The sequence below is a fragment of the Caballeronia sp. LZ033 genome (genome assembly GCF_031451265.1).
Taxonomy (GTDB): Bacteria; Pseudomonadota; Gammaproteobacteria; order Burkholderiales; family Burkholderiaceae; genus Caballeronia.
In genome coordinates this window covers 1210237-1222703 of the sequence record NZ_JARUXQ010000001.1, presented here as the reverse complement: position 1 = coordinate 1222703, position 12467 = coordinate 1210237, and the positions used below count along the sequence as shown (strand labels likewise).

Genomic DNA, 12467 nt, shown 5'->3' with positions numbered 1-12467 from the left:
GGGTGCAGGTGGTCGGAGGTTCAAATCCTCTCGCCCCGACCAGTACAAAAAAGGCTCTCTGGTCTCGACCAGAGAGCCTTTTTCTTTGCCGCTCCAATCAAGCTTGAAAAGAACCCGCTTGGGAATTTGAAGAACCGTTACGTACACACGGCGAGCAAGAACGATGGCGTATAACAAGCTCAACAACCCGCGCGCATTTCCCGGCAATACGAATTTCGGGATGTCGCTCCGGGACTATTTCGCCGGTCAGGCCCTGGCGGGCGACATGGCAGATGACTTCTTGTCAAACGATGCCTCCTCCGAGTTTCTCGAAGAGCGCGCGCAGTTTTACTACCGTCTGGCCGACGCCATGCTCAAGGCCCGCGCGGAAGAGGAGGCCCTCTCCAGCACCGGCGCGATGATGGGCTTCAGCGTCTGACAGTCGAAAGCCTTTTGGCGACTGTCGAAGGTGATTGCTTCAACGCTTAATGCTCATACGTTAAGCACGAAAAATGACTTGTCAATCAGCTATTTAAGCTCTAGTCTTAACGTGACGCATAAGGATTGGCGCGCCATGCCCTCGACCGTATCCACGCCCATGCAATCCGGGCGCATTTCGTCAGATCGACCTTTCTCCCGTTTGCGCGAGGAAGTCTCGAAATGGTTCGATTCCACGAGTCACGCGCGCGTTGCGCGCTACGGGCGCATCTATCCCGGCGGCAGCCGCTACGTGTGTCTGAGCGCGCCCAAGCCCGGCGGTCGATACGCGCTCTACTTCTTCCATCACGGCGATGACGACTGGCGCATCTATCCGCCGTCGGGCGTCGGACCGAGCATCGTTTATTGCTCGGTCGACGTCAAAGCGCCCGCCCCTTCAGCCACTCGCGCCGCGCTTCGCCCGAAGCGACGCCTGCGCGCCGCCCTCAAGTCCTAGCTCCTGGCGGCGAGGAGCGTCTGCCCGGTGATGGCCTCATCGATGGCGCGCTGATAGACCTTTGCAACCTCCGCGGCGGCAATGCCCTGCGACGGATCCTTGCCCATCGATTCGAGCGTCTCCGCAACCCATCCCGGACTCACTACATTCACGCGCAAGGTGCCTTGCAGTTCCAGCGCCGCGACCCGCACGAAACCCTCCAGCCCCGCATTGACGATGCTCACCGCAGCCGCGCCGACCATCGGTTCCTGCGCCAGTGTGCCGCTCGTCAGCGTGATCGAGCCGCCGGTCTCCACATGTCCGCTGGCGCAGCGCACGAGGTTCACCTGACCCATCAGTTTGTTGGCGAGGCTGAAGGCATAGTCCGAGTCGTCCAGCGCATCGAGCGGCTTGAACTTCGCTGCTCCGCCGACACACACCACTGCACCAACCATCCCCACTCGCTCGTACAGGGCGACGATGCTCGCCTTGTCCGACAGATCCACAGCCACGTCGGAGCCCTTGCGGCTCGCGGTGATCACTTCGTGCCGGTGTTCGAGGAGTCGTTTGATTTCCGTGCCCAGCAGACCGGTTGCACCAACGAGCAGTACTCGCATAAAGCCTCCTGAATCGATAGGACGAGACGGGGACAAGCAGGCGTATCGTACTGCGCCGGTGTGCGGCATGCAGCGCATGAACTCGGCCGCACAACCGCGCCAATGCTTTTTGCGCAGACAAAAAAATGCCGCGACGATTCGCGGCGTTGCGCTACCTGCATCACCCAGGCACATCGATCATCCGGAGACGGCCTTCAGCCGCCCAGCAAATCGATCACCTTAAGAATTTCCTTGCGCAACTGATCGACATCCACCGATCCCTGCGCTGCTTGCGGATCGCCCGGCATGCCCTCGGCTTCAGCTTCGTCGGCGCTTGCACGGCCTTGCGAGTCGAGGCGATTGCGGGCGCCATTGATCGTGAAGCCCTGCTCGTACAGCAGGTCACGGATGCGCCGGATCAGCAGAACCTCGTGATGCTGATAGTAGCGGCGGTTGCCGCGCCGCTTCACCGGTCTCAGTTGCGTGAACTCCTGTTCCCAATAGCGCAGCACGTGCGGCTTGACGCCGCACAGTTCGCTCACTTCGCCAATCGTGAAATAACGCTTGGCCGGGATAGGAGGCAAGACGACTTTTTCCATCGTCGATCAACCATCGTGGTTATTGATGTCGATTGAAGCGCGGTGGTCAGCAGCAGCGGAAAGCGCGGATCATGCCGCATGCCTTCCGTGAATCAGGAATCAGCGTGCGAGATCCGTCTCCGCTCCCGTTTCAACCAGCGCCTTCAGCTTCTGACTTGCATGAAACGTGACGACTCGCCGCGCCGCAATGGGAATGGCCTCGCCGGTCTTCGGATTACGCCCGGGACGCTGCGGCTTGTCGCGCAACTGAAAATTGCCGAAGCCGGAGAGCTTGACGCTCTCGCCGCTCTCCAGCGCGTCGCGAATGACTTCGAAGAAAGCTTCGACCATGTCTTTCGCCTCGCGCTTGTTCAAGCCGACGTGGTCGAACAGCATCTCCGCCAGTTCGGCTTTCGTGAGCGTCGGCGTGTCGCCGGGCGCGCTCGAGGTCGGGATATCTCGGGTCATGGCGCTGCGCTGCGCCGAAAGAAGGGCTTCGAAATCACTCGAGTTCATTTGGTTCATATCGGTAAAACGGCGCGTAACACGCTTGAGACCTTGGGCGTTGTGCGGATGGGCCGACTCCAGAGGAAGGCTATCCGCGCAATCGCGCGCCGTGTACTCGAGTCAGACGATCCACCAGGGTTTTGATGGCCGTATCGACTGTTTCGTCCTGAAGCGTGCCGCCAGTATCTTGCAACGTTACACGGAAGGCAAGACTTTTCTCGTGCGCGCCCAACCCTCCGGAAGTATTTGATTTTGGACGAAATTCGTCGAAAAGCGCAACCCTCGTGACGTGCCTGCAGGCGGGTTCCGAACGGGCGTTTTCGAGCTCGTCGAGCAGCGCCCGAACCGGCACGTCCTGATCCACGACGACCGCGATATCGCGTCGCACCGGAGGGAATTTCGACACCTCGGACGTCGCCGGCAGCGCGCGTTCCATCAACGCTTCGGCATCGACTTCGAAGACGACCGGCGCATGCGGAAGGTCATACTTTTGCAGCCAGCGCGGATGCAATTCGCCGATCCAGCCCACCGCGCGCCCCGCCACCTCGATACGCGCGCTGCGTCCCGGATGCAGCGCCGGATGTTCGGCCTTCACGAAGCGCGGCACGACCGGCGCGAACAGCGCCTCGACGTCGCCCTTGACGTCGAAGAAGTCGACGTTGCGCGTAGCCGCGCCCCATTGCTCCTCGATGACCGGGCCATACGCGAGGCCGCCGATCATCTTCGGCTGCGCATAGCCTTGCACGCTGAGTTCGCCTGCCTGCACGGACGCGTCGCGATGAAACACGCGGCCCGCCTCGAACACGCGCATACGCTCGGCGCGACGGTTCAGGTTATGACGCAGCACTTCGATCAGGCTGCCGAACAGCGTCGTGCGCATGACCGAGAGCTGGCTCGCGATCGGGTTCAGCAGCTTGATGGGCTGATCGTTGCCAGCGAAGTCCTTCTCCCACTCGGCATCGACGAAACTGAAGTTCACCGTCTCCGAGTAATCGCGCGCGGCGACCGCGTGACGCAGCACGTGGATCGAACGGCGGGTCTCGTCGGTGCGGCGCATTTCGCTGTGCGCGACCGGCGGACGGGCCGGAATCTTTTCGAAACCATAGATGCGCGCGACTTCTTCGATCAGGTCTTCCTCGATCTCGATGTCGAAGCGATACGGCGGCGGCGTGACCTTGAAGGTATCGCCGTCGCGCTCGAACGCGAGGTTCAGGCGCGTGAAGATCTGCGCGATCTCCCCGGCGCCGATCTCCACGCCAATGATGCGATGCGCGCGCGACACGCGCATCGCCACCGGATTGCGTTCGGGCACGTTGACGATCTGGTCGTCGACCGGACCCGCCGCGCCGCCGCAGATGTCCAGAATCAGGCGCGAGATGATTTCGATGTGCTCGACGGTCGTCGAATAATCGACGCCGCGCTCGAAGCGATGCGCGGCATCGGTCGAGAAGTTGTACTTGCGCGCGCGGCCGCGAATGGCGTCGGGCCACCAGAACGCGGCTTCGAGATAGATGTTCGTGGTATCCAGCGACACCGCCGTGCTGTCGCCGCCCATGATGCCCGCGAGGCTTTCGACATGACGGTCATCGGCGATCACGCCGACGGTTTCATCGAGCTCGACGGTGTTGCCGTTCAAGAGCTTCAGCGACTCGCCCTGCTTGCCCCAGCGCACTTCGATCGCGCCATGGATCTTGTCGAGATCGAACACGTGCGACGGACGCCCGAGCTCGAGCATCACGTAGTTCGAGATGTCGACGAGCGCGGAAATGCTGCGCTGGCCCGCGCGTTCGAGCCGCTCGACCATCCATTGCGGCGTCTTCGCATGCGCGTTCACGCCGCGAATCACGCGGCCGGAGAAGCGGCCGCACAGGTCAGGCGCGAGGATCTTCACGGGCAGCTTTCCGTCGAGCGTGGCTTCGACTGCCGGCACCTCGAGCGCCTTCAGCGGCGCGCCGGTGATCGCGGCCGTTTCGCGCGCGACGCCATACACCGACAGGCAATCCGCCTTGTTGGGCGTGAGCTTGATCTCGAAGACCGTGTCGTCGAGATTGAGCGCCTCGCGGATGTCCTGGCCGACTTGTGCATCGGCGGGCAGGATCAGCAGGCCGCTGTGATCTTCCGACAGCTTCAGTTCGCGCGCCGAGCACAGCATGCCCTGGCTATCGACGCCGCGCAACTTCGCGGGCTTGATCACGAACGGCTCGCCGCCCGCTTCGGCCGGCGGCAGCACGGCGCCCATCAGCGCAACCGGCACCTTGATGCCCGGCGCCACGTTCGGCGCGCCGCACACGATGTTCAGCTGCTCGCCCGTGCCGGCATCGACCTGGCAGACGTTGAGCTTGTCCGCGTTCGGATGCTTCGCGACTTCGAGCACCTGGCCCACGACGATCTTCGTGGTGGGCGGCGCAACCGGCCGCAGGTCTTCGACTTCGAGGCCGGCCATGGTCAGCGCGTGCGCGAGTTCGTCGGTGGAGAGCTGCGGATCGACGAAACTGCGGAGCCAGGATTCTGGGAATTGCATGGATGTCTACGTTCGAAATGTTTGGAGTCTCGGGTCCGGCTTCGGCGGGTGCGAGCAGCCGGACGTCGCGGGCCGTGCGTGCTTCAGGCGAACTGGCGCAGGAAACGCAAGTCGTTCTCGAAGAACAGACGCAGGTCCTGCACGCCGTAGCGCAGCATCGTCAGGCGCTCGAGGCCGCTGCCGAACGCAAAGCCGATATAGCGCTCCGGATCGAGGCCCATGTTGCGGATGACGGTGGGATGCACCTGGCCCGAGCCGGAGATTTCCAGCCATTTGCCCGCGTTCTTGCCGTGCTCGAACATCATGTCGATCTCGGCCGACGGCTCCGTGAACGGAAAATACGACGGACGGAAGCGCACGAGAATGTCGTCGCGCTCGAAGAACTTCTTCAGGAAATCGGTGTAGGCGCCCTTCAGGTCGGCGAAGCTGATGTTCTCTTCGATCCACAGGCCTTCGACCTGGTTGAACATCGGCGAGTGCGTGGCGTCGCTGTCCACGCGGTAGGTGCGACCCGGCACGATCACCTTGATGGGCGGCTTGTTCATGCGCGCGTAACGCACCTGCATCGGGCTCGTGTGCGTGCGCAGCAGGAGCGGCCGGCCGTCGGCATCCTGGCCGTCGACATAGAACGTGTCCTGCATCGAGCGCGCCGGATGGTTTTCCGGGCTGTTCAACGCGGTGAAGTTGTACCAGTCGGTTTCGATCTCGGGACCGTCGGCGACGTCGAAGCCGATCGAGCGGAACACCTGCTCGACGCGCTCCCACGTGCGCATCACCGGATGCAGCGTGCCGGCGCCGGCGCCGCGGCCGGGCAACGTGACGTCGATGGCTTCCGCCGCGAGACGCTGGTTGAGCAACGCGTCGGCCAGCGCCTGGCGGCGGGCGTTCAGCGCGGCTTCGACTTGCTGCTTTGCCTGGTTGATGCGCGCGCCTTCGGTCTTCTTCGCTTCGGGATCGAGCTTGCCCAGACCCTTCAGCAAGTCGGTCAGCGCGCCCGACTTGCCGAGAAAGCGCGCTTTCTCGTTTTCGAGCGTGTTGGCGTCGGTGGCGTGTTCAAAGGCGCTTTTCGCGTCCGCGACAATCTGATCCAGATCCATTGATCCCATCTTCTTAACGTCGAAGTTCAAACAGAGGTTCGGTTTTGCTCATCCACGCCGATACGCGCGCATGCGATGTGCAAAACCGTCCGACCAACAAAAACGGGGCTCGGTGAGAGCCCCGTTTTCTGCCTTCGCGCCGCCGTCAACAACCCGGCGACGAGAAGGCGAACCACGCAGTACTAATTTCGCAATTAGGCTGCAACGGCGGCTTTCACCTGCTTCACGATCGCAGCAAAAGCAGCCTTGTCGAACACAGCCATGTCAGCCAGCACCTTGCGGTCGAGTTCGATCGACGCCTTCTTCAGGCCGTTGATGAACACGCTGTAGGTCATGTCATGCTGACGCACCGCCGCGTTGATACGCGTGATCCACAGTGCGCGGAACACACGCTTCTTGTTGCGGCGATCGCGGTAGGCGTATTGGCCAGCGCGCATGACCGCCTGCTTGGCGATGCGATAGACGTTATTGCGACGGCCGCGGTAACCCTTGGCCAGACGGAGGATCTTCTTGTGACGGGCCCGTGCGGTAACCCCACGTTTTACTCGAGGCATGTTGCGCTCCTTAAGTTAAGTTGAGGTTAGGCGAACGGCAGCATTGCGCGGACGGAGTTCAGATCGGAATCATGAACGGCCGTGGCGCCACGCAGATGGCGTTTGTTCTTGGTGGTTTTCTTGGTAAGAATGTGGCGCTTGAACGCTTGACCGCGCTTGACGGTACCGCCCGGACGCACCACGAAGCGCTTTGCAGCGCTCTTCTTGGTCTTCATCTTCGGCATGAAACTACTCCAGTTCATTAGATGGTCATGGGTGTGCGGCTGATCCGTCCATGCTGGCCAAGACCCCTTCCCGCCCTTCGAAACCCACGCGCCACTTGTTTGCAGACGACTCGGTAAAGAGTCGCCGCTTTGCATGACCGGCGTCACCGAGATGACGCCGGCCTGAAACTGCCGGCAATGCCGCACCGACCGCCATTCGACGGCGCGCGATCCATTGCTTGTTGCTTGAGGTTACTTGCCCTTCTTCTTCGGGGCCAGCACCATGATCATCTGACGCCCTTCCATCTTCGGCATCTGCTCGACCTGGCCGAATTCGTCGAGATCCGACTTCAACCGTTCCAGCATGCGCATGCCGATTTCCTGGTGCGCCATTTCACGACCGCGGAAACGCAATGTGATTTTCGTCTTGTCGCCGTCTTCGAGGAAGCGGGTGAGGTTGCGCAGCTTGACGTTGTAGTCACCGTCATCCGTGCCGGGGCGGAATTTGACTTCCTTCACCTGCACGATCTTCTGCTTGAGCTTCGCCTCGTGTTGCTTCTTCGCTTCCGAGTATTTGAACTTGCCGTAATCCATCAAACGGCAGACAGGCGGAGAAGCCTGCGGCGCGATTTCGACGAGATCGACATCGAGCTGTTCCGATTGACGGAACGCCTCGGCCAGTTTCACGATTCCGAGCGGCTCGTTGTCCACTCCGACCAAGCGCACTTCCGGTGCGGTAATTTCACCGTTGATGCGATGTGACGACTTATCAGTAGCGATGTTACGTTTCCTCTAAAAATTAAAAAACAAGCCGCGCTGCGAGTGACTTACCTGAACGCCCGCACATCCTGCTGCAGACGCTCCAGAAATGCGTCGACCGGCATTACGCCCAGATCGACACCGCCACGAGCACGCACGGCTACGGTTTGCGCCTCACGCTCCTTGTCACCGACAACCAGCAAATACGGCACCTTCTGCAGCGTGTGCTCGCGTATTTTATAGCTAATCTTCTCATTGCGCAAATCGCACTCGACTCTAAGCCCTTGTTTTTGCAACGATTGGGTCAGATTCGCGGCATATTCTGCCTGACTTTCGGCAATATTGAGCACGACTGCCTGCGTCGGAGCGAGCCACGGCGGCATGGCGCCGGCGTGGTGTTCGATCAGAATCCCGAGGAAACGCTCCATTGACCCGACGATTGCACGATGGAGCATCACCGGACGCCGGCGGCTGTTGTCCTCGGCGACATATTCGGCGCCCAGACGCTCCGGCAACACCATGTCGAGCTGCAGGGTGCCGCATTGCCACGAACGGCCCAGCGCATCCTTGATGTGGTACTCGATCTTCGGACCGTAGAACGCGCCCTCGCCTTCGAGCTCTTCCCATTCCAGACCGCATGCGGTCAGTGCCTCGCGCAGACCTTGCTCCGCGCGATCCCAGGTTTCATCGCTGCCCGCGCGCTGTTCAGGGCGCAGCGACAGCTTGATGGCGATGTGATCGAAGCCGAAATCCTTGTACACGCTCATGGCCAGCGTGTTGAACGCGATGGACTCCGCGATGAACTGATCTTCGGTACAGAAGATGTGCGCATCGTCCTGAACGAAGCCGCGCACGCGCATCAGGCCGTGCAGCGCGCCCGACGGCTCGTTGCGGTGGCACGATCCGAACTCCGCATAGCGCAACGGCAGATCGCGGTACGAGCGCAGGCCGTGATTGAACACCTGCACGTGACCCGGGCAGTTCATCGGCTTGATGGCGTAGTCGCGCTTTTCCGACTCGGTCGTGAACATGTTTTCACGATAGTTCTGCCAGTGACCCGAGGCTTCCCACAGCGAACGGTCCATGACCATCGGGGTCTTGATCTCGAGATAGCCGGCCTCGTTCACACGACGGCGCATGTATTGCTCGACCTGCTGCCACAACGACCAGCCCTTCGGATGCCAGAACACCATGCCGGGCGCCTCGTCCTGCAGATGGAACAGGTCGAGTTGCTTGCCGAGCTTGCGGTGATCGCGCTTCTCGGCTTCTTCCAGCATGTGCAGATAGGCTTCCTGGTCTTCCTTTTTGGTCCAGGCGGTGCCGTAGATGCGCTGCAGCTGCTCGTTCTTCGAGTCGCCACGCCAGTAGGCGCCCGCAAGCTTCATCAGCTTGAAGACCTTGAGCTTGCCGGTGGACGGCACGTGCGGGCCGCGGCACAGGTCGGTGAAACCGCCGTGCGAATACAGTTTGATTTCGTCGCTTTCGGGGATCGACTCGATGATCTCGGCCTTGTACTTCTCGCCGATGCTCTTGAAGTACTCGACGGCCTCGTTGCGCGACACCACGCGGCGCGACACCGGCTCGTCCTTCTTGACGAGTTCCTGCATGCGCTTTTCGATCTTTTCGAGATCTTCGGGGGTAAACGGCCGGCTGTAGGAGAAGTCGTAGTAGAAGCCGTTGTCGATGACCGGTCCGATGGTCACCTGCGCCTCGGGGAACAGGTCCTTCACCGCATACGCCAGCAAGTGCGCGGTGGAGTGGCGCACGACATCGACGCCTTCCGGGTCCTTGTCGGTGACGATGGCAAGCGACGCGTCGCGGTCGATCAGGAAGGAGGTATCGACGAGTTCGCCGTTGAGCTTGCCGGCGAGCGCGGCCTTGGCGAGGCCCGCACCGATCGATGCCGCGACTTCCGCGACGGTCACCGGGTGGTCGTATTGACGGACCGACCCATCAGGCAAACGTACCGAAACCATATCGTTCTCCAGAACGCCGGCGCACGCCGGGCGATGTCGTTTGAGGCTTGCCTCGCGATCTCACGTCGAGAAATCGGGAGACAAAAAAAATGCGGCCCCGCTATCGAGGGGCCGCATTCACTTTTCACACTGACCGCGAAACAATTTGGCAGAAGGCGAATTAGGTCCTCGACTAGCGTCGCTCCGAAACTGTTTCGGTCAACGTTCGACGTGCCATTTTCATTCGCCTTTTGCACTGAGCGCCATTCAGACGCCCTTCGCGGTTTGAAAACCCGCGGACCGGAGTCCGCAAGCCTTCTTTTTCGTTGGTAGGCTCGATTGGACTCGAACCAACGACCCCCACCATGTCAAGGTGGTGCTCTAACCAGCTGAGCTACGAGCCTGAAAGAAGTGAGATTATATGGAGTATTTCGAACCTTGGCAAGGGTTTGTCCGGAGAAACTTCAAGTTTATTCGCCGAACCGCGGATCTTTCGGTGAATTCCGCTGCGGCAAGTCAGGCGGAATTCACTGAGACGGCACTCACGCCCGCCGCGACGCGCGGATCACGCCCGGCACTTCGCCCAACAACGTGCAGGCGCGCTGAATCTGTGCCGCGCTCGACACTTCCACCGTGAACTGCATGTACGCGACATTGCGGCGGCTCTGGCTCTTCACGCCGATCACGTTGATCTTCTCGCGCGCGAACACTTCCGAGATATCCCGCAGCAAGCCTTGCCGGTCGGTCGACTCCACCGACAGATCCACCGGATAAACCGACGAGCCGCGCCCGTTCATCACCTCCGCCGACCAGGTCGTATGCAGCACGCGCTCCGGCGAGCGCTGCGCCATGCGCTTGAAGGTCGTGCAGTCGGTGCGATGGACCGACATGCCTTTGCCGCGCGTCACGAATCCGGCGATCGGGTCCGGCGGCGCGGGCCGGCAGCAGCGCGCCAATTGCGTCAGCAAGGCATCGACGCCGACGACGAGCACGCCCGTCGACGCGCCATGAGCCACGCTCTGCCCGCTGCTGCGCTTCTCGAACTGCTCGGGCGCTTCCGGTTCGGGCTCCGGCGGCGGCGCGTCGGAGAGCGCCTGCTCGATGTTGCGCAGGCTGAACTCGTCCTTGCCGACGACCGCGTACAACTCCTCCGGCGTCTTGAAGCCGAGTTTCGTGGCGAGTTGATCGAGGCTGACGGACGTCTTGCCTTCTCGCTGCAGTGTCTTTTCAACGATCGTCCGGCCCGCCGCGATGGTCTCCGCCGCGTCCGCCGCAAGGAACCACGAGCGCACCTTCTGCCGCGCCCGCGGGCTGTGCAGATAGCCGAGCTGCGGGTTGAGCCAGTCGCGCGAGGGGCCGCCCTCCTTCACCGCGACGATCTCGACTGTCTGGCCGTTTTGCAGCTGCGTATTGAGCGGCACCATTGCGCCGTCGACACGTGCGCCACGACAACGATGCCCCAGCTCGCTGTGCAGGTGATAAGCGAAATCGACAGGCGTCGCGCCGTGCGGCAGCGCGATCACGCGGGCCTGCGGCGTCAGCACGTAAATGTGGTCGTCGTCGAGCGTGGCGTCGCGCAGATGCTGCCAGCCGCGCTTTTCCGCTTCCGCATCGCCGTCGCCGTCGCCTTCCACGTCGTCCTTCCAGGCCAGCAGCTGACGCAGCCACGCGATCTTCTCGTCGTATTTCTCGCTCGCGGTCACCTGCCCCGCGTAACCGCGCGCGCCCGCTTCCTTGTAGCGCCAGTGCGCCGCCACGCCGTACTCGGCGAACTGATGCATTTCCTGCGTGCGGATCTGCACTTCGAAGGCGCGCCCGTCGTCGCCGATCACGACCGTGTGCAGCGACTTGTAGCCGTTCGGCTTGGGCCGGGAAATGTAGTCGTCGAACTCGCGCGGAACCGGCTGCCACAGGTTATGCACGATGCCGAGCACGGTGTAGCAATCCTTGATGTCGCCGACGATCACGCGAAACGCGCGCACGTCGTTCAGCTCCGAGAAGTCGAGATGCTTGCCGCGCATCTTCTTCCAGATGCTGTAGATGTGCTTCGGCCGGCCGCTCACTTCAGCCTTGATGTGCGCGGTGTCCAGCTCGCGCTGCAGGCGCGCGATCGCCTCGGTCACATAGCTTTCGCGTTCGACGCGCTTTTCGTCGAGCAGCTTCGCGATACGCTTGTACGTGACCGGATCCTGGAAGCGGAACGAGAGGTCCTCCAGCTCCCACTTCAGTTGCCAGATGCCAAGCCGGTTGGCGAGCGGCGCGTAGATCTCGAGGGTTTCGCGCGGCACGTCCGGCGGCGGATCGATCTTGTGCGCGGCATGAAAGCGCAAGGTCTGCACCCGCGACGCCAGCCGGATCAGCACCACGCGAATGTCCTGCGCGAATGCCAGCAGCATCTTGCGCAGCGACTCGACCTGCGCGCGGCGGGCCGCCTGTGCGTCGCGGGTATCGGGAAACTCGGCCAGCGTGGCGCGCGAGCTGACGGAACCGAGCCGCAACAGCTTTCGGACATCGCCGACGAGACGCTGCACTTCCGGACCGAAGCGCTCGGTGATGAGCTTCTCGGGATCCTCGAGATGCGGCGCCAGCGCGAACAGCGCCGCCGCCGTGACCGCGTGCGCATCGACATTGAGCGTCTGCATGATGCGTGCGGTGCCCACCGCGTGCTCCGCGAGCAGTTCGCCCGTCGACAGCCGGGCGTCCCGCGCGTGCTCGTGCACGAACGCGAGCGCGTCGTCGATCGACGGCTCGGGCCAGGTCTCGGTGGGAACGGCGGTCTCGCTCATGCGGGAAATGCGACTGCTT

Annotated in this window: 12 protein-coding genes and 1 tRNA gene; 2 read left to right on the top strand and 11 right to left on the bottom strand. The window is 62.1% G+C overall.

Features of this window, described 5'->3' with window-relative positions; all coding sequences use genetic code 11:
* Window positions 1–163: 163 nt before the first annotated feature.
* Both QCE62_RS05530 and QCE62_RS05525 read left to right on the top strand, forming a co-directional pair.
* Entirely contained in the window at window positions 164–418 is a 255-nt protein-coding gene (locus QCE62_RS05530) for a hypothetical protein (RefSeq protein ID WP_309915265.1), read from the top strand.
* A 135-nt stretch (window positions 419–553) separates the two neighbouring features.
* The gene (locus QCE62_RS05525) at window positions 554–913 is read left to right on the top strand and encodes a hypothetical protein (RefSeq protein ID WP_309915262.1); all 360 of its coding nucleotides are present in this window, start codon (window positions 554–556) and stop codon (window positions 911–913) included.
* Here QCE62_RS05525 and QCE62_RS05520 read toward each other — a convergent pair.
* From QCE62_RS05520 to QCE62_RS05470, 11 genes are all read right to left on the bottom strand, one after another.
* A complete protein-coding gene (locus QCE62_RS05520; protein WP_309915260.1) occupies window positions 910–1509 on the bottom strand; it encodes a short chain dehydrogenase in 600 nt (199 codons plus the stop codon). The two genes, QCE62_RS05525 and QCE62_RS05520, sit on opposite strands and share 4 nt — an antisense overlap.
* Before the next feature lie 194 nt (window positions 1510–1703).
* The gene (locus QCE62_RS05515; protein ID WP_309915257.1) at window positions 1704–2087 is read right to left on the bottom strand and encodes a MerR family transcriptional regulator; all 384 of its coding nucleotides are present in this window, start codon (window positions 2085–2087) and stop codon (window positions 1704–1706) included.
* A 99-nt stretch (window positions 2088–2186) separates the two neighbouring features.
* A complete protein-coding gene (locus QCE62_RS05510) occupies window positions 2187–2591 on the bottom strand; it encodes an integration host factor subunit alpha (protein ID WP_309808019.1) in 405 nt (134 codons plus the stop codon).
* 70 nt (window positions 2592–2661) lie between these two features.
* Window positions 2662–5094, bottom strand: coding sequence for a phenylalanine--tRNA ligase subunit beta (gene pheT / locus QCE62_RS05505; RefSeq protein WP_309915253.1), 2433 nt, complete (start codon window positions 5092–5094; stop codon window positions 2662–2664).
* Window positions 5095–5177: 83 nt separating this feature from the next.
* On the bottom strand, window positions 5178–6191 hold the full coding sequence (gene pheS, locus QCE62_RS05500; protein WP_309915249.1) for a phenylalanine--tRNA ligase subunit alpha: 1014 nt from the start codon (window positions 6189–6191) through the stop codon (window positions 5178–5180).
* A 194-nt stretch (window positions 6192–6385) separates the two neighbouring features.
* The gene (rplT, locus tag QCE62_RS05495; protein ID WP_309915246.1) at window positions 6386–6745 is read right to left on the bottom strand and encodes a 50S ribosomal protein L20; all 360 of its coding nucleotides are present in this window, start codon (window positions 6743–6745) and stop codon (window positions 6386–6388) included.
* A gap of 26 nt (window positions 6746–6771) precedes the next feature.
* Window positions 6772–6969, bottom strand: coding sequence for a 50S ribosomal protein L35 (rpmI, locus tag QCE62_RS05490; RefSeq protein ID WP_004191477.1), 198 nt, complete (start codon window positions 6967–6969; stop codon window positions 6772–6774).
* A gap of 231 nt (window positions 6970–7200) precedes the next feature.
* Complete coding sequence (gene infC, locus QCE62_RS05485) at window positions 7201–7728, bottom strand: translation initiation factor IF-3 (protein WP_075583873.1); 528 nt, start codon at window positions 7726–7728, stop codon at window positions 7201–7203.
* A 47-nt stretch (window positions 7729–7775) separates the two neighbouring features.
* A complete protein-coding gene (gene thrS / locus QCE62_RS05480; protein ID WP_309915243.1) occupies window positions 7776–9683 on the bottom strand; it encodes a threonine--tRNA ligase in 1908 nt (635 codons plus the stop codon).
* Between the two features lie 306 nt (window positions 9684–9989).
* A tRNA-Val gene (locus QCE62_RS05475) sits at window positions 9990–10066 on the bottom strand.
* 138 nt (window positions 10067–10204) lie between these two features.
* Entirely contained in the window at window positions 10205–12448 is a 2244-nt protein-coding gene (locus QCE62_RS05470; protein WP_309915240.1) for a bifunctional (p)ppGpp synthetase/guanosine-3',5'-bis(diphosphate) 3'-pyrophosphohydrolase, read from the bottom strand.
* Window positions 12449–12467 lie beyond the last annotated feature (19 nt).